A 16,315-nucleotide genomic window follows, 5' to 3' on the forward strand; every position below is an offset into this window, starting at 1 on the left:
GACAAAATGGGAGGGCTTCCAAGAACGCGGTGGCACGGGTGACATGAAGGAGCACGTGATGAGACAGGTCCCGCCGTCGGGCCGGCCGACGCTCGACGAGGTGGCCGCGCACGCCGGGGTCTCCCGGTCGGTGGCGTCTCGGGTGCTCAACAACGCGCCTCACGTCAGCCGCGCGAAACGGGAGGCGGTCGAGCGGGCCGTCCGGGACCTGGGCTACGTGCCGAACCCGAAGGCGCGGGCGCTGGCCACCCGGCAGGCGGGGGCGGCGGCTCTGGTCATCTCGCAGCACGACCCCTCGGTGCTCGCCGATCCCTTCTTCGGGCAGGTCATCGCCGGTGTCTCCAGCGTCCTGGAGGAGGCCGAGCTTCATCTCATGCTGTGCCTGGCCGCGTCCGACCGGTCCCGCAAGCGGGTCGGGGACCTGCTGCGGTCGCGCGGCGTGGACGGCGTGATGATGATGGCGCTCCACGGCGACGACCCCTTGGCGCACATGGCGACGGAGACGGCGCTGCCGGTCGTCTTCGGCGGCCGGCCGGGCGGCGCGGACCCACGCTGGTACGTCGACATCGACAACGTCGCGGGCGCGCGCCACGCGACCGAACATCTCCTCGCGGGCGGGCGCAGGAACATCGTCACCATCTGCGGCCCGCTGGACACGGAGGTGGGGCGTGCCCGTCACCAGGGGTACCGGGAAGCGCTGCTGCTCGCCGGGCGGATCCCGCAAGCCTTCGAGGTCGGGGACTTCAACGAGCCCAGCGGGGCTGCCGCCATGACCCGGCTGCTGGCCCAACGTCCTGACATCGACGGCGTGTTCGCGGCCAACGACAACATGGCCGCGGGGGCGCTGCGGGCCCTGCGTGAGGCCGGCCGCTCCGTTCCGCACGATGTCGCGGTCGTGGGTTTCGACGATCTGCCGGTGGCGCGGATCACCGACCCGGCGCTGACGACGGTGCACCAGCCGATCCGGGACCTGGGCCGGGAGATGGCCCGCATGGTGGTCGGCGTCATCGAAGGCGGCGACCCGAGTCCGCTGCTTCTGCCCTCCCATCTGGTGGTGCGCTCCAGCGCCTGACCGGTGCGGGCCGCCGGGCCGCCGGGCCGCTTTCACAGCGCCGGCACCGAGCCGCACGGGCTACCGGCCCGCCCGCCCGGAATCGCGGCATTCCGGCGCGCACGAAGGGCGGCCGCCTCGAAGGACGCGGCCCCGCCCGAGCGGCGGCCGCCCCCGGAGGACGGCCGCCGCGTCACGTCACGTCACGTCACGTCACGTCACGGGTAGTACGGCGTGTACGTGATCGAGGAGACCTTCAGGTAGCGGGCGCCGTCCGCCGTCGCCCAGGTCGAGGCGTTCGGACTGCCCGGCCAGTCGCCTCCCACCGCCGTGTCGACGATGAAGTGCATCCCCGTGCCGGCCGGGGTGGTGTAGGGCTTCGAGCCCGTGATGGTGCCGTCCACGGCGAAGTCGACGTGGTCGGGCCACCACGTGAACGAATACGTGTGGAACGCGTTCGTCCAGCCGGAGGAGTTGTTCTTCGTGTACTGGGTCTGCGCGTTGTTCTGGTCGTGGAGGGTCTGGTACACGGTGTTCGGGTTCTGGCCGATGATCTCGGCGGCGTCGAACTCGGGCAGCCACGGGTTCAGGTAGGCCGCCCACACCGCCGGGAGCAGGCCCTGGCCGCTGGGCATGTTCGCGGTGAAGCTGTAGGTGCCGTAGCCGTAGAGCGCCTTCGACTCCACGCGGCCCGAGTAGTACGTGCCGTCGGCGGCCTTGTAGGTCTTGATCATCAGTGTGCCGCCGTCGTACCAGACGCAGTTCGGCGTGTACGTCTCCAGCTCGTTGTTGGCGGTCCACCTCCCGTTGATGGTGTTCCACGAGTTGACGACCTGGGGGCTGCCCCAGGAACTGGCGTGTGCCGGATGGGCGGTGAGGGGAAGCAGCAGGCACGCCGCCAACAGCGTGACCGCGCTCCTGATCGACTTGAAGACAGCAGCTGGCATGGTGAGCTCCATTGCTCGGCCGTGGGGGTTTTTGGAAGCGCTTCCAACAACAGGGGGCGCTTCTTCTCCAGCAGATGCGGCGCGGCCGTCAGCGCGATACGGGCCGACAGCCGCGCCTTCGACGGTGAACATGACAGCGCCGTAACACGCTGTCAATGGTTTTGACTTCACATGTCGAACAGGAGAGAGGCGGCCCTTTCACCTTGCCCGTCCGACGCAAGTCGGGTTTGGGATAAGCGACATGATGATTGATCAGGGGTTTCCACACCTGAAGAGCGACCGGTCCGGACCTGATCACCGATCGATCGGCCGACCTCGAACCGTCCGCGGGAACGGCGGTCCGTCCATCCGTTGTACGCATCGGCGCCGCGACTCTTGACACCGGCACGCGGCCGCTCAATCATCGCTCGAAACTGGAAGCGCTCCCAACTTGATGCCTCAACGGACGACCGCGCGACCCGCGGTGCCGTGCGCGCACTCGCCGAGAACCGCCCCCACACCCTCGCCGACAAGGAGACTCCGCCCCATGCTCATCGACAGACCGCTCCGCCGACTGGCCCTCGCGGCCTGCGCGGCGGCTGTCATGGTGACGGGCCTGTCCACCAGCGCCCAGGCCACGACGCATCCGACACCCGGCCGCGCACTGGACAGCGACACCCGCTTCTACGTCGATCCGCACAGCAAGGCCGCCCAACAGGCCCTCACCGACCTGAAGTCCGGTGACCTGACCGACGCCCGGACCATGGCCGAGCTCGCGACCTGGCCGGAGGCGATCTGGCTGACCGACGGAACCCCCGGCCAAGTGGCCACCAAGGTCCGGGGCCTGATGCGTTCCGCGCGAGCCGCCCACTCCGTGCCGGTGCTGGTCCTGTACAACGTCCCCGGCCGCGACTGCAGTTCCTACTCGGCCGGCGGCGCGGCCGACTCGGCCGCCTACCACGCCTGGGTGAACGCGGTCGCCGACGCCATCGGCGCGAGCAAGGCCGTCGTCGTCGTGGAACCCGATTCCCTCGCCCTGCTCCCCCGCGACTGCGGCCCCGACACCGACCCCACGGGCTCGCTCACCACCGCACGCATCGCCGACGTGAGATCCGCGGTCACCGCCCTGGAAGCCCAGCCCGCGACCTCCGTCTATCTGGACGCGGGCACGAGCAACTGGCAGCCCGTCGGCGAGATCGCCGGGCGGCTGATCGACGCCGGCCTCGGACAGGCCCAGGGCTTCGCCCTCAACGTCTCCAACTACCAGCCCACCGACCAGCTCAACCGCTACGCGACGTGGATCTCCAAGTGCGTCTGGTACGCCACGAAGTCACCCGACTCCGGCGGACGGACCACCCCGTGCGCCAGTCAGTACTACTCCTCGGCGGCCCCCAACGACGGCCTCCCGGGCGACGCCGTCACCTTCGACGACACCTCGACCTGGCACTGGACGGACGCCTGGTACGACAGCACCGTGGGCTCGCCACCCGCCGACGAGCTCACCCACTACGTCCTGGACACCAGCCGCAACGGGCGCGGCGCATGGACCGCCCCACCGGGCAAGTACACCGACGACGAACACTGGTGCAACGCTCCCGGCCGCGGGGTCGGCGACCGCCCCACGGCCGACACCCGCGCCCCCTTGGCCGACGCCTACCTCTACGTGAAGATCATCGGCGAGTCCGACGGCACCTGCCATCGCGGCACGGCCGGGCCCGGCGACCCCGAGTACGGCGGCGTCGAGGACCCACCCGCCGGTGCCTGGTGGCCGGACTTCGCCCACACCCTCGCCCGCAACGCCAACCCGCCCCTGACCTTCAACTTCCCGCACTGACACCGCCCCCGGACCCGCGCGGCCGTCCTCGCTCGTCAGTGCCGGTCGAGCGCGCCACCTCGACCGGGCGGCGGCCGACCGCGCGGGTCCGCACCCACCCCCCGGGTGAGCCGTGTCTCACCGGAGCGAGCGGTCTTGTCTATGCAACTCGTTGCATAGAAAGCTGGGCGGCATGGCGCTCGATCACGCGACCCCCGACTCCCCGCTGGAAAGGCCGGGTTCCTGCCATGAGCCGGTCCGGCGGTTCGAACGCTTCCGGCCCGTGCACCGCCACGCCCCGGCACGTCCGCGTTGTGCGACGCGGGCGGGACGACCGCGTGCTCACCGGCCCGGACGTGCGCACCGTCCCGGACGTGCGCGGCTCACCCGGGCCTGACGACGCCGCACACCGGTCGCCGGTCACCGGTCGCCGGTCACCGGTCGCCGGTCGCCGGTCGCCGGTCGCCATCGAGGCCCACCCGGCCTTCGTGCCGGACCGTCCGCCGGTGTCGTCGGCCTGCGTCACCATCCTCCACTCTCCGTTGCCGTACGGCACCGATCGACCCTCCCACCCTCGGAAGGCCCAGACCCTCATGAGCGACCCCTTGCTGTTCAACCCGCGCACCTACGACCCGGCGCACTTCGACGCCGAGACGCGCAGGCTCCTGCGCGCCACCGTCGACTGGTTCGAGGACCGCGGCAAGCGCCGCATCATCGAGGACTACCGCACCCGTGCCTGGCTCGGCGACTTCCTCGCCTTCGCCGCCAAGGAGCGGCTGTTCGCCACCTTCCTCACCCCCGCCTCCGCCGCGGGCGACGAGCACCAGCGCTGGGACACCGCCCGGATCGCCGCCCTCAACGAGATCCTCGGGTTCTACGGCCTCGACTACTGGTACGCCTGGCAGGTGACCATCCTCGGTCTCGGCCCGGTCTGGCAGAGCGACAACGCCACGGCGCGCACGCGGGCCGCCGACCTCCTGAACCAGGGCGAGGTCTTCGCCTTCGGCCTGTCGGAGAAGACCCACGGCGCCGACATCTACTCCACGGACATGCTCCTCGAACCGGTCGCCGACGGCGGATTCCGGGCCAGCGGCTCCAAGTACTACATCGGCAACGGCAACGCCGCCGGCCTCGTCTCCGTCTTCGGCCGCCGCACCGACGTCGACGGCCCGGACGGCTACGTCTTCTTCGCGGCCGACAGCCGCCACCCGGCGTACCACCTGGTGAAGAACGTCGTCGACTCCTCCAAGTTCGTCAGCGAGTTCCGTCTGGAGGACTACCCGGTCGCCGCCGAGGACGTCCTGCACACCGGCCGCGCCGCCTTCGACGCGGCGCTCAACACCGTCAACGTCGGCAAGTTCAACCTGTGCACCGCCTCGATCGGCATCTGCGAGCACGCGATGTACGAGGCCGTCACCCACGCGAGCAACCGCATCCTCTACGGCCGTCCCGTCACCGCCTTCCCGCACGTGCGCCGGGAGTTGGCCGAGGCGTACGTGCGTCTCGTCGGCATGAAGCTGTTCAGCGACCGCGCCGTCGACTACTTCCGTTCGGCCGGTCCGGAGGATCGCCGCTACCTCCTCTTCAACCCGATGACGAAGATGAAGGTGACCACCGAGGGCGAGAAGGTCATCGACCTCATGTGGGACGTGATCGCCGCCAAGGGCTTCGAGAAGGACAACTACTTCTCGCAGGCGGCCGTGGAGATCCGGGGCCTGCCCAAGCTGGAGGGCACGGTCCACGTCAACCTCGCGCTGATCCTCAAGTTCCTGCGCAACCACCTGCTGGACCCGATCGACGCGCCCGCCGTGCCCACCCGACTCGACGCGGCCGACGACGACTTCCTCTTCCGGCAGGGGCCGGCCCGCGGCCTGGGTTCCGTGCGCTTCCACGACTGGCGTCCGGCCTACGACGCCTTCGCGGAGCTCCCGAACGTCGCCCGCTTCCGCGAACAGGCCGACGCACTGTGCGAGTTCGTCGCCTCCGTCGCCCCCGACGAGGAGCAGAGCCGGGACCTCGACTTCCTGCTGTCCGTGGGGCAGTTGTTCGCGCTCGTGGTGCACGGACAGCTGATCCTGGAACAGGCGCGCCTGACGGACCTGGACGCGTCCGTGCTCGACGAGCTGTTCTCGGTCCTGGTCCGTGACTTCTCCGCGCACTGCGTCGAACTGCACGGCAAGGACTCGGCCACCGACGAGCAGCAGCGCTGGGCGCTCGGCGCGATCCGGCGCCCCGTCGTGGACGAAGGACGCTCGGAGCGGGTCTGGCAGCGGGTCGAAGCGCTGTCGGGGGCCTACGAGATGGCGCAGTAGCCGGTCGGCCGGTGGCGCCGTGCACAGGGTGGCGGCGCCACGGTCCGGACGGTGGGGCGGGGCGGGGCTCGTCAAGCGCAGGCGCCGAGGTCGCCGTCGCTTCAGTCCTGCCCGAGGATGTGCTCCAGCACGTCGACCGCGTGGCCCCGGTGCTCGTCGAGGAGGCGTACCGCGTCGTCGCTCCGCCCCGCCCGCAACGCCCGCAGAATTGCCCGGTGTTCGGTCAGTACGTGCTCGCGGCGGGCCGTGTCGGCGTAGTAGAGGGCGCGGTAGGCGTCGGTGGCGTCCCACAGAGTGGCGATGAGGCGGACCAGGCGGGGCATGTCGGACAGTTCGTAAAGGGCGAAGTGGAAGCGGCGGTTGGCCGCCGTCATGGCGGCCACGTCCTCGGCCGCCGCGGCGCTCTCGACGCGGAGCTGGGCGTCGTCCAGTTCGGCGAGCGCCGCGTCGTCGAGCCGGGCCGACGCCTGCCGTACGGCTTCGGCCTCCAGGATCTCCCGCAGCCGGTAAACCTCCCGCAGGTCCGCCAGGGACAGCTCGGCCACGAAGTAGCCCCGGTGCGCCTCGTGCCGCACCAGGCCCTCGGCCTCCAGGGTCTTGAGCGCCTCGCGCAGCGGCAGGCGGCTGACGCCCAGGCGTTCGGCCAGGGAGTCCTGCCGTACGGGTGCGCCCGGCTTGAGTTCCCCGCTCGTGATGGCCGCTCGCAGCTCCCCCAGCACGAACTGCTGCGTGGTCGGCGGGCGCCGCCGCGGGGTGGGGCCGGTCATGGCAGGTCTCTCCAACGGTGCGGGAAGGGGGTGGGTGGGCCGGTGCGGGCGGGCTGCCTCATCCTAGGGTGCCGTCCGCGGGCCGCCCTCGGGGGCCGGGCGCCGCAGTTCGGCAAGGACCTCGTCGGTGTGTTCGCCGAGCCGGGGCGGGGCGCTGCGGTAGGCGGCCGGGGTGGCGGTCAGGCGGATGGGGTTGGCGACCTGCCGCGCGGGCCGGTCGCGCCGTGGGTCGGCGATGCCGACGCGCGGGTCGAGGCCGAGGCGGTCGGCGAGGTCGAAGGCCGCGGCGAGGTCGTTGATCGGGCCGCAGGGCACGCCGACCGCGGTCAGCGTCTCGAACCAGGCGTCGGCCGTGCGCCCGCGCAGCGGTTCCTCGAGTGCGGCGAGGAGTTCGTCGCGGTGGGCCACGCGTGCGGGGTTGGTCGCGAAGCGGGGGTCGGTGGCAAGGCCCGGGGCGCCGAGTTCGCGGCAGAGCGCCGCGAACTGCTTGTCGTTGCCGACCGCGAGGGCGAGCGGCCGGTCGGCGGCCTCCACGACCTCGTACGGCGCGATGGAGGGGTGGCGGTTGCCCATGGCCCTGGGGACGACTCCTCCGGCGACGTAGGCGGATGCCTGGTTGCTGAGCGCGGAGAGCAGCGAGCCGAGCAGGGAGACCTCGACGCGCTGGCCCTGCCCGGTGCGGTCGCGGTGGCGCAGTGCGGCGAGCACCCCCATTCCCGCGTGCAGGCCGGTGATGACGTCGACCAGGGCGACCCCGGCCTTGGTGCCGGGGCCGTCGGGCTCGCCGGTGACGCTCATCAGGCCGCCCATGGCCTGGACCAGCAGGTCGTAGCCGGGCAGAGTCGCTCCGCCGTCGGTGCCGAACCCGGTCACCGAGCAGTACACCAGGCCGGGGTTGACGGCGCTGAGGTCGTCGTAGCCGAGGCCGAGGCGTTCCATGGTGCCGGGCCGGAAGTTCTCGACGACGACATCGGCCCCGGCGGCGATCTCCCAGGCGGCGCGCCGGTCGTCCGCGTCGGTGAGGTCGAGCGCGACGGAGCGTTTGTTGCGGTTGACGCCCAGGAAGTAGGTGGCCTCGCCGTCGGCGTGCGGCGGCCCCCAGGCGCGGGTGTCGTCGCCGGTCCCGGGGCGCTCGATCTTCACGACCTCGGCGCCCAGGTCGGCCATCAGCATGGTCAGGTACGGCGCCGCCAGCACCCGGCCGAAGTCGGCGACCACGACGCCGGACAGGGCGCCGGCCGGGGGCGTGGGGTGGGTGGGCATACCGGTTCCTTCCTTGCGCGCCTTGGCAGGCAGCGGACGCGGCGCTACGATCCAGATCGGATCCTGGATTGGATCCAAAATCCGAGATCCAGGCACATGCTAGACCCACCCTTCAGCGTTGTCAGCACGTCAGGAGAGATCGTGTCCGCCCAACCCGCGCACCCCTTGGACCTGTTCGCGATCGACACCCTGCTCAGCGAGGAGGAGCGCGACATCCGCGCCACCGTCCGCGCCATGGGCGACCGCGACCTGCGCCCGCACGTCGCCGAGTGGTTCGAGGAAGGCACCATCCCCGCCCGCGAACTCGCCCGCTCCCTCGGCGAACTCGGCGTCCTCGGCATGCACCTGGAGGGCTACGGCTGCGCGGGCACGAGCGCCGTCGCCTACGGCCTCGCCTGCCTGGAACTGGAGGCGGTCGACTCCGGCCTGCGCAGCCTGGTCTCCGTCCAGGGTTCGCTGGCGATGTACGCGATCTGGAAGTACGGCTCCGAGGAGCAGAAGCAGCAGTGGCTGCCCGGCATGGCCGCCGGCGAGCTCATCGGGTGCTTCGGGCTGACCGAGCCGGACGCCGGCTCCGACCCGGGCGCCATGCGGACCCGGGCCCGGCGGGACGGCTCCGACTGGATCCTCGACGGCACGAAGATGTGGATCACCAACGGCTCGGTGTCCGACGTCGCGGTCGTCTGGGCCCGCACCGACGACGGCGTGCGGGGCTTCCTCGTCCCGTCCGGCACGCCCGGGTTCACCCGCAACGAGATCAAGCGCAAGCTCTCCCTGCGCGCGTCGGTGACCAGCGAACTGGTGCTGGAGAACGTCCGGCTGCCCGCGTCGGCGATGCTGCCCGAGGCCCGCGGCCTGTCCGGCCCGCTCGGCTGCCTGAACGAGGCCCGTTTCGGCATCGTCTTCGGCGCGCTCGGCGCCGCACGCGACTGCCTGGAGAGCGCACTCTCCTACGCCGCCGACCGCGAGGTCTTCGGCCGCCCGCTGGCCGGCTTCCAGCTCACCCAGCAGAAGCTGGCCGACATGACGCTGGAACTCGGCAAGGGCATGCTGCTCGCCCTGCACCTGGGGCGTCTGAAGGACCAGGGGCTCATCACGCCGGAGCGGGTCAGCACCGGCAAGCTGAACAACGTCCGCGAGGCCCTGCGCATCGCCCGCGAGTGCCGCACCATCCTCGGCGCCAACGGCATCACCCTGGAGTACCCGGTGCTGCGCCACGCCAACAACCTGGAGTCGGTCCTCACCTACGAGGGCACGAGCGAGGTCCACTCCCTGGTCATCGGCGGCGCGGTGACCGGGATCGCCGCCTTCCGCTGATCCCGTACGGCGGAGACAACGCCGGGGCGGCTTCTCGAGCCGCCCCGGCGTGCGCGTTCGGTCTGCCGGCGCAAGCCGGCCCGGCCCGCGCCGGCCCGCGCCGTCCCCCGCGCGGACCGGGCGCCGGGACCGGCGGGCCTGATCAGGCGCGCAGGATCGTGCGCACCCCGCTGTTGGACTTCAGGTCGTCGAAGGCCGCGGCGGCCTCGCCGAGCGGCCGGACCGTGCCGATCAGGTCGTCCATCGGCAGACGGCCCGACAGGTACAGGCGGGCCAGCTTGGGTATGTCGATCTCGCCCACGCTGGAGCCGTAGTTGCAGCCGAGGACCCGCTTGCCCTGGTCGGCAAGGTCGAACAGGTCGAAGGCGCCGGTGGCCCCGGTGGGGGCCATGCCGACCAGTACCGCGGCGCCACCCGAGGTGAGCATGGCGGGCAGCGTCTCGATCACCTTGGGGCTGCCAATGGCCTCGAAGGCGTAGTCGGCGCCGCCCAGTTCGTCCCGGCACCAGCGCGCGACGTCGGTGGAGGCGCCGTCGAGGGTGTGGGTGGCCCCGAACCGCCGGGCGACGGCGAGGCGTTCGGGCGAGAGGTCCACGGCGACGATCGGATCGGCACCCACCAGGCTCAGTCCCATCACCACGGACAGCCCCACCCCTCCAGTGCCGATGACGACCGCGGACTCGCCGGGGCGCACCCGCGCGGTGTTGACGACCGCGCCGACGCCGGTGGTGATGGAGCAGCCGAGCAAGGCCCCGACCTCGAAGGGGAGTTCTGCCGGTACCTTCACCACGGCGGACTCCGGGACGACCAGGCGCTCGGTGAACGCGCCCAGTCCCAGGTAGGGCCACACCTCCTTGCCGTCGGCGTCGGTGAAGGGGGTGGTGCCGTCGGGCAGGGTGTTGGCCACGGCGGCCGTGCCGGTGCACAGCCACGCCTGGCCGGCCACGCACTTGCGGCAGCGGCGGCACGGCGCGAACCAGGAGAGCACGACGTGGTCGCCGGGCCGGACGGTGGTGACGCCGGGTCCGACGGAGGTGACCACACCGGCCGCCTCGTGCCCCAGGACGAGGGGTCGGTCGCTGGGCCAGTCACCGGTGAGGATGTGCAGGTCGGAGTGGCACACCCCGGCCGCGCGCACGTCGATCTCCACCTCGCCGGGCCCGGCCGGCCGGAGCGCGACCTCCCGCTCGGAGAGGCCGGTGGCGGGGTCGAAGACGATCGCGGGAGCAAGCTTGGACGACATCAGACCGTCTCCATCGTCTCGGCGGCCGGAGCCGCGGCCGGGGCGAGCTTGGTGTGGGGCTTGGCGACCACGACGTAGCCGAGGCCGATCACGAACAGCGCGGAGAAGACGAGGACCACGGCCCAGACCTGGATCCAGCTGCCGCCGACGGGCGCGAGTTCGGTGCGGGGCCATGCCACGTTGACGGACTCGAACATCAGCCAGAGCACGGCCAGGACATTGACGACCAGACCCGTCCGGCCCAGGTTCAGCTCACCCGCGGACGGCTGCCAGCGGCCGGTCAGCCGGGCGACGAGGGCCACGACGGCGACGTAGAGGAAGATGAAGTAGAACCCGCCGGAGCCGAAGGAGATCAGGGTCGCCGCGGCGTTGCCGTTCAGGCCGAGCAGCAGTCCGAGCGCCGCGAGCACGGCCGTCACGACCAGCGAGACCCAGGGGATCTGGCGGGGGCCGACGGTGGCGAGGGTCGGAGAGAACGGCAGCTGCCGGTCCCGGGCGAAGGCGTACACGGCCCGCCCGATGTACGTCTGGATCGAGATCGCGCAGGCGAAGAAGGCCACCAGCACCACGAGGATGAACGGCTTCTCGGCCCAGTCGCCGAGTCCGCTGGTCACGGCGGTGAAGACGGGGTCGGCGATCTTCCCGGAGACCGCCTGGTCCGGGTGGGCGAGGGCCAGGGTCACGGCCATTCCGGTGAGCAGGACGGTGAAGGCGACGAACAGGTAGGCGCGTATCAGGGCCCTGGGCACGCTGCGCCGGGGCTGCTCGGTCTCCTCGGCCACCTGCGTGGTGGCGTCGAACCCGAGGAAGGCCCAGCCCGCCACGGCGAGACAGGTCAGGAACCCGGCCGTGGCGGAGCCGCCGGAGGCCGTGCTCGCGCCCAGTGTGTGGAAGAGAAGGCCGAAGCCGTTGTGGCGCGCGAAGACCAGCAGCACGAGGCTGACGGCGATGGAGGCGACGCCCTCGGCGATGATGCCCGCGTCCAGGAAGCGCTTGACCGGGTTGACGCCGAGCAGGTTGATGCCGAGCGCCACGGCGACGAAGACGACGCCGAGCAGGACGTGGGCGGTGGGCGACATCGCGGCGTCGCTGAAGAGCAGGTACAGCCAGGCGGCGCCCAGATAGGCCACCGTGGTCAGGGAGGCGACGGCCGAGGCGAGGTAGAGCCAACCCACCAGCCAGCCCTGCCGCGGGCCCGCGAGCCGGCGCACCCACTGGTAGACCCCGCCCGTGACGGGGAACTGGGACGACAGCTCGGCGTAGACGCAGGCCACCAGCAGCTGCCCGACGAAGGCCGCCACGACCGCCCAGATCCATGAGGCCCCGGAGAACATGAACCCGAGCTGGACGACGGCGTAGATGCCGACCACGGGCGAGATGGTGGCGAAGCCGATGGCGAAGACGGACCACGCGGAGAGACTGCGTCGCAGCTCTTGCTTGTAGCCGTATTCGGCGAGGTCACCGGCGTCGGTGCGGACTTCTGCGTCCACGGGGGTCTCCTGACAAAGGTGCGGGCCGAATCCGCCGCCGGCCGAGGCGGCTGCGGGGGGATCCGGGCATTCGACGACAGGGTCTGCGGTCCGCCGGCTCGGCGAGGGCCGGGACCGGGGCGTTATTGGTCGCATGAACAATTGCTTATTGGCTGCACACTCAATAACATTCGGCCCATGACGTCAAGAGCCACGGTCAAGCGCGTGCGCAAAGCCCCCGCCGAACGGCGCAGCGAGATCGTCGCTTCGGCGGCGACGCTCGGACTGACCGAGGGGCTGGAGTGCATCACCCTGCGCCGGGTCGCCGACGAGCTCGGCGTGCGGCCGGGGCTGGTCAGCCACTACTTCCCCGTCGCCGAGGAACTCGTGGCCGAGGCGTTCGCCGACGCCACCACCGACGAGCTCGACGGACTGCTCCCGAGCGATGCCGGAGCACACGACGACGGGGGGGTGCTGGGCATGCTGCGCCGGTTCCTGGCCCTGACATCGGGCGAGGAGTTCGACGACATCAGCCGGCTGTGGCTCAACGCCCGCCACCTGGCCCGCTATCGCCCGCTCCTGCACGAACAGGTGGTACGGCAGGAGCTCCTTTGGTGCCGCCGCATCGAGGCGATGATCGACCAGGGAGTACGGTCGGGTGCGTTCACCTGCGCCGACCCCTGGGCCGCCGCCGTACGCATCCTCGTCGCCGTCGACGGCACCAGCGCGTACATCAACACCAGCCTCCAGCAGCGCCTGGCGCCGATCCGCGACGTGGTACGCACAGTGATGGAGACCGAGCTGGGCCTGACCGCGGGCACCTTGTCACCGGCCGCCGGAGACTGAGCGCGTCCGGACAGGGGCGGGAACGCTCAGCCACCGTCCACGAGGCCGTCCAGGCCGTGCGCGCGGGCACCCAGCACCCGCCGCGACACGGCAGCCTCCGTCGGCCCGGTGCACACGTCGCCGCCGGGGCCCACGACACGGGAGGCGGCCGCACGACCGGCATCGGCCATCACCAGATCCGCGTTGATCGCCGCGGCCGCCCCCACTCCGGCGGCCATGGCCTGCGGAACACCCGCCAGCACGTCGCTGACGTTGCCCGCCGCCCACACCCCCGCGACCCCGGTGAAGCCGGAGCCGTCCACCACCACCTGCTCGCCGATCCCCATCGGGTGCTCCCGCACCGTCAGGCCCAGCCCGTCGAGGAAATCGGCGCGCGCCACGAACCGCGGGGCCACCACCAGCTCCTCCACCGGCACCACCACGCCCGACACCAGCCGCATCCCCGCCAGCCTGTCCTTCTCCTCGTCGACCACGAGACGTTCGACCGCGCCCTCGACCACGCTCACGCCCAACCCGGCCAGTTGCTCCCACTGCTCCTCGGTCGGCTCCGCGCCCTCGTGCAGGAACAGGGTGACGTCCTTGGACAACTGCCGGAACAGCAGCGCCTGATGGACGCTGCCGAGCACCCCGATCGCGCGGTCGCGGACCTCCCACCCATGGCAGTACACGCAGTGCAGGACATCGCGCCCCCATCGCTCGGCCAGGCCCGGCAGCTCCGGCAGTTCATCGACCAGCCCCGTCGTCACCAGCACCCGCCGCGCCCGCACCCGCTGCCCGTCCTCGGTGGCCACCGAGAACTCCTCGCCGTCCCGGCGCACGTGCGCGACGCGGCCGGAGACGACACGGCCGCCGAAGGCAGCAACCTCCTCACGCCCCAGGCGCAACAGCTCCAGCGGCGAGACGCCCTCCCGTCCCAGGACACCGTGCGCACCGACGTCGACGGCCGGAGCGTTGCGCGGCTCACCCGAATCGATCACCAGCACCGACCGCCGCACCCGGCCCAGGGTCAGCGCGGCCGACAGACCCGCCGCGCCACCCCCGACCACCACGACGTCCCAGCACGTTCCGTCCCTCTGCGTCATCGCTCGCTCGCCCATGCCCCCACCGTGCGGCCGGCGACGCCATTCCGGCAAAGCAACATGCCGTTTCGGCAAAATGCTCGATCACGGATGCCTGCGGACCGTCGGCGCGGGTGAGGAGTCAGAGAAGATCCCGCCAGAAGGGAGCCGTCGCCCGGGGGCTCCAGGTCTCATCGACCTCGCCCCGCGCCTCGTCGAACTCCTGGTGCATGTAGTCGACCAGGTCCAGCCCGTAGTAGATGATGTCGGTCTGCCACATCGAGAGCACGGGATGTCCGAAGCCTCCCCGACCGGCGGGCAGGTACCGGTGGGCGTACACGGGCACCAGCACCGGCACTTGGCGCAGGTGATGCCGGGCCGTATCCAGCGCCGCGGCCCTGTCAGCCGGACGCGCACCCCAGCCGTCGTACCAGAACGCGTTGCGCTCGACATCGAGCAGAACACCCTCGACCGGCCAGTCGAGCTGCCGTCGTACGCTGTCCAGGTCGCCGCCGCGCCATTCCGGCCAGGGCCTGGACCAGGTCTGCCCGTCCTCGGGAGGCACGTTGACCGGAAGACCCGCCGCGAGGAACGCCCGGTGATCGTCCGCGAACTCGAAGCCGTACTCGCGCTCGATGCGCTCGAACTCGGCGTCCGTCAGCCCCGGTTCGAACTCATAGAGACCTGTCTCCGCCAGACGACGTGCGGCCACCGCACCCAGACGCGTTCCCTCGAAGCTGATCACCGCCGCACGCTAGCGCCCACCGTGGCCCTCCGTCATCCGAGTTCCGCGCCTTCCTTCTCCGGGTGCCGGTGCGGACGTCAGTAGCCGGTGCCGCGCTTGACCTGGGCCCGCTCGTGCCCGTGCGTCGCGCCCTTGGCGTCCAAGGTGCTGCACGCGTCGGCGATGTCCTGGCTCAGGCGGTCGATCTGCTCGCGGCTCAGGGTCTCCTTGACCAGGGCACGCATGATCTTCACCCGCTCCGCGTTGGGCGGGAGCGTGTACGCCGGCACCATCCAGCTCCGCTCCGCCGAGAGCTGCCAGGCGACATCGGACTCGTCGTAGGCGTGGTCACCGACGAGGCGGAAGGCGACCAGCGGCAGTTGCTCGAGGTCGCTGCCGATCACTTCGAAGCGGCCGCTGTCGCGCAGGTTGTCCGCCAGGGCCCGGGCGTTCTCCTGCATCGTCTTCATGACGTAGGTGTAACCCTGACGGCCGAGGCGTACGAAGTTGTAGTACTGCGCGAGCACCATCGACGCACCGGTGGAGAAGTTCAGGGTGAACGTCGCGTCGGTCTTGCCCAGGTAGTTCTCGTAGAAGACGAGGTCCTTGGCCAGGTCGGACTCCTCGCGGAAGACCAGCCAGCCGATGCCGGGGTAGACCAGGCCGTACTTGTGGCCCGAGACGTTGATGGAACGGACCTGTTCGAGCCGGAAGTCCCATTTCGAGTCCGGGTAGAGGAAGGGCCACACGAAGGCGCCGCTGGCTCCGTCGACATGGATCGGGATGTCGAGGTCCCGCTCCTTGCGGACGTCCCGCAGGAGCTTGTCGATCCCGACGACGTCGTCCTTGTGGCCCGTGAACGTGGTGCCGAGGACGGCGACGACGCCGATCGTGTTCTCGTCGAGGTGGGGTGCCACGTCCTCGGGGCCGATCGTGTACTTGCCCTCGGACAGCGGTACGATCCGCGGCTCGACGTCGAAGTAGCGGCAGAACTTCTCCCATACGACGTGGACGTCTCCCCCGAAGATCAGGTTGGGCCGGTCGGTGGACAGACCGGCCGCCTGGCGGCGCTCGCGCCACTTCCACTTCAGCGACAGCGCGCCGAGCATGATCGCCTCGGACGATCCCTGGGTCCGGCAGCCGGCTGTCGGGCCCGGAGCGTGGAAGAGGTCGGCCAGCATGCGCACGCATCGCTGCTCGATCTCGGCGGAGATGGGGTACTCCGCGTGGTCGATGAAGTTGCGGTGGAGGTTTTCGGCGATCAGCCGTTGCGCCTCCGGCTCCATCCACGTGGTGACGAACGTGGCGAGATTCCGCTGCGGATCACCCTCCATGGCGAGATCCACGTCCACGAGCCGCATGGCGTCCGTCGCCGTCATGCCCTCCTCGGGAAACTTCTCCGCAGGGGCGGGCACGGTCAGGAAACGGTTGCCGAACAGATCCGCAGCGTCACTCTTGGTCATACCGGTGACTCAACCACGGCCGGGCAGGGAGCCGTGCCCAGGACCTGTGGACGGGGCTCGGGA

Annotated in this window: 13 protein-coding genes; 5 read left to right on the forward strand and 8 right to left on the reverse strand. The window is 71.0% G+C overall.

Annotated features, from left to right (window positions below; genetic code table 11):
* Positions 1–58 precede the first annotated feature (58 nt).
* The gene (locus tag WN71_RS31240; protein WP_046583887.1) at positions 59–1,072 is read left to right on the forward strand and encodes a LacI family DNA-binding transcriptional regulator; all 1,014 of its coding nucleotides are present in this window, start codon (positions 59–61) and stop codon (positions 1,070–1,072) included.
* 197 nt (positions 1,073–1,269) lie between these two features.
* Here WN71_RS31240 and WN71_RS31245 read toward each other — a convergent pair whose 3' ends face one another.
* On the reverse strand, positions 1,270–1,998 hold the full coding sequence (locus tag WN71_RS31245) for a glycoside hydrolase family 16 protein (protein WP_046583947.1): 729 nt from the start codon (positions 1,996–1,998) through the stop codon (positions 1,270–1,272).
* A 526-nt stretch (positions 1,999–2,524) separates the two neighbouring features.
* Between WN71_RS31245 and WN71_RS31250 the strand changes: the two genes are divergently transcribed.
* Positions 2,525–3,811, forward strand: a complete 1,287-nt coding sequence (locus WN71_RS31250) for a glycoside hydrolase family 6 protein (protein WP_046583886.1) — start codon at positions 2,525–2,527, stop codon at positions 3,809–3,811.
* Between the two features lie 572 nt (positions 3,812–4,383).
* Positions 4,384–6,102 (forward strand): acyl-CoA dehydrogenase family protein, encoded by a 1,719-nt coding sequence (locus tag WN71_RS31255; RefSeq protein ID WP_046583946.1) that lies wholly within the window; start codon positions 4,384–4,386, stop codon positions 6,100–6,102.
* A 101-nt stretch (positions 6,103–6,203) separates the two neighbouring features.
* On the opposite strand, the gene WN71_RS31260 is transcribed toward WN71_RS31255, so the two are convergent.
* Positions 6,204–6,869: a GntR family transcriptional regulator gene (locus tag WN71_RS31260; RefSeq protein WP_046583885.1), complete on the reverse strand. Its 666-nt coding sequence runs from the start codon at positions 6,867–6,869 to the stop codon at positions 6,204–6,206.
* A 63-nt stretch (positions 6,870–6,932) separates the two neighbouring features.
* Positions 6,933–8,132, reverse strand: coding sequence for a CaiB/BaiF CoA transferase family protein (locus WN71_RS31265; protein WP_046583884.1), 1,200 nt, complete (start codon positions 8,130–8,132; stop codon positions 6,933–6,935).
* Positions 8,133–8,273: 141 nt separating this feature from the next.
* Here WN71_RS31265 and WN71_RS31270 point away from each other — a divergent pair, with 141 nt between their 5' ends.
* Positions 8,274–9,449, forward strand: a complete 1,176-nt coding sequence (locus WN71_RS31270; protein WP_420856545.1) for an acyl-CoA dehydrogenase family protein — start codon at positions 8,274–8,276, stop codon at positions 9,447–9,449.
* Between the two features lie 142 nt (positions 9,450–9,591).
* On the opposite strand, the gene WN71_RS31275 is transcribed toward WN71_RS31270, so the two are convergent.
* Both WN71_RS31275 and WN71_RS31280 read right to left on the reverse strand, forming a co-directional pair.
* Entirely contained in the window at positions 9,592–10,692 is a 1,101-nt protein-coding gene (locus tag WN71_RS31275) for an alcohol dehydrogenase catalytic domain-containing protein (protein WP_046583883.1), read from the reverse strand.
* Positions 10,692–12,182, reverse strand: coding sequence for an APC family permease (locus WN71_RS31280; protein WP_046583882.1), 1,491 nt, complete (start codon positions 12,180–12,182; stop codon positions 10,692–10,694). Before WN71_RS31280 ends, WN71_RS31275 begins: the two co-directional genes overlap by 1 nt.
* 177 nt (positions 12,183–12,359) lie before the next feature.
* Between WN71_RS31280 and WN71_RS31285 the strand changes: the two genes are divergently transcribed.
* The gene (locus WN71_RS31285; protein ID WP_046583881.1) at positions 12,360–13,007 is read left to right on the forward strand and encodes a TetR/AcrR family transcriptional regulator; all 648 of its coding nucleotides are present in this window, start codon (positions 12,360–12,362) and stop codon (positions 13,005–13,007) included.
* A 26-nt stretch (positions 13,008–13,033) separates the two neighbouring features.
* Here the strand turns inward: WN71_RS31285 and WN71_RS31290 are convergent, their stop codons facing one another.
* The 3 genes from WN71_RS31290 to gad all read right to left on the reverse strand — a co-directional run bounded on the left by WN71_RS31290 (position 13,034) and on the right by gad (position 16,252).
* A complete protein-coding gene (locus WN71_RS31290) occupies positions 13,034–14,104 on the reverse strand; it encodes an NAD(P)/FAD-dependent oxidoreductase (protein WP_046583880.1) in 1,071 nt (356 codons plus the stop codon).
* Positions 14,105–14,207: 103 nt separating this feature from the next.
* Entirely contained in the window at positions 14,208–14,810 is a 603-nt protein-coding gene (locus tag WN71_RS31295) for a hypothetical protein (RefSeq protein ID WP_046583879.1), read from the reverse strand.
* A gap of 77 nt (positions 14,811–14,887) precedes the next feature.
* A complete protein-coding gene (gene gad, locus WN71_RS31300) occupies positions 14,888–16,252 on the reverse strand; it encodes a glutamate decarboxylase (RefSeq protein ID WP_046583878.1) in 1,365 nt (454 codons plus the stop codon).
* Positions 16,253–16,315: the final 63 nt, after the last annotated feature.

This window comes from Streptomyces mangrovisoli (assembly GCF_000974985.2).
GTDB classification, from domain to species: Bacteria; Actinomycetota; Actinomycetes; order Streptomycetales; family Streptomycetaceae; genus Streptomyces; species Streptomyces mangrovisoli.

Coding starts and splice junctions, on each gene's coding strand:
- WN71_RS31240 (WP_046583887.1), top strand. CDS start 59: ATGAGACAGGTCCCGCCGTCGGGCCGGCCGACGCTCGACGAGGTGGCC.
- WN71_RS31285 (WP_046583881.1), top strand. CDS start 12,360: ATGACGTCAAGAGCCACGGTCAAGCGCGTGCGCAAAGCCCCCGCCGAA.
- WN71_RS31275 (WP_046583883.1), bottom strand. CDS start 10,692: ATGTCGTCCAAGCTTGCTCCCGCGATCGTCTTCGACCCCGCCACCGGC.
- WN71_RS31245 (WP_046583947.1), bottom strand. CDS start 1,998: ATGCCAGCTGCTGTCTTCAAGTCGATCAGGAGCGCGGTCACGCTGTTG.
- WN71_RS31260 (WP_046583885.1), bottom strand. CDS start 6,869: ATGACCGGCCCCACCCCGCGGCGGCGCCCGCCGACCACGCAGCAGTTC.
- WN71_RS31250 (WP_046583886.1), top strand. CDS start 2,525: ATGCTCATCGACAGACCGCTCCGCCGACTGGCCCTCGCGGCCTGCGCG.
- WN71_RS31255 (WP_046583946.1), top strand. CDS start 4,384: ATGAGCGACCCCTTGCTGTTCAACCCGCGCACCTACGACCCGGCGCAC.
- WN71_RS31265 (WP_046583884.1), bottom strand. CDS start 8,132: ATGCCCACCCACCCCACGCCCCCGGCCGGCGCCCTGTCCGGCGTCGTG.
- gad (WP_046583878.1), bottom strand. CDS start 16,252: ATGACCAAGAGTGACGCTGCGGATCTGTTCGGCAACCGTTTCCTGACC.
- WN71_RS31290 (WP_046583880.1), bottom strand. CDS start 14,104: ATGGGCGAGCGAGCGATGACGCAGAGGGACGGAACGTGCTGGGACGTC.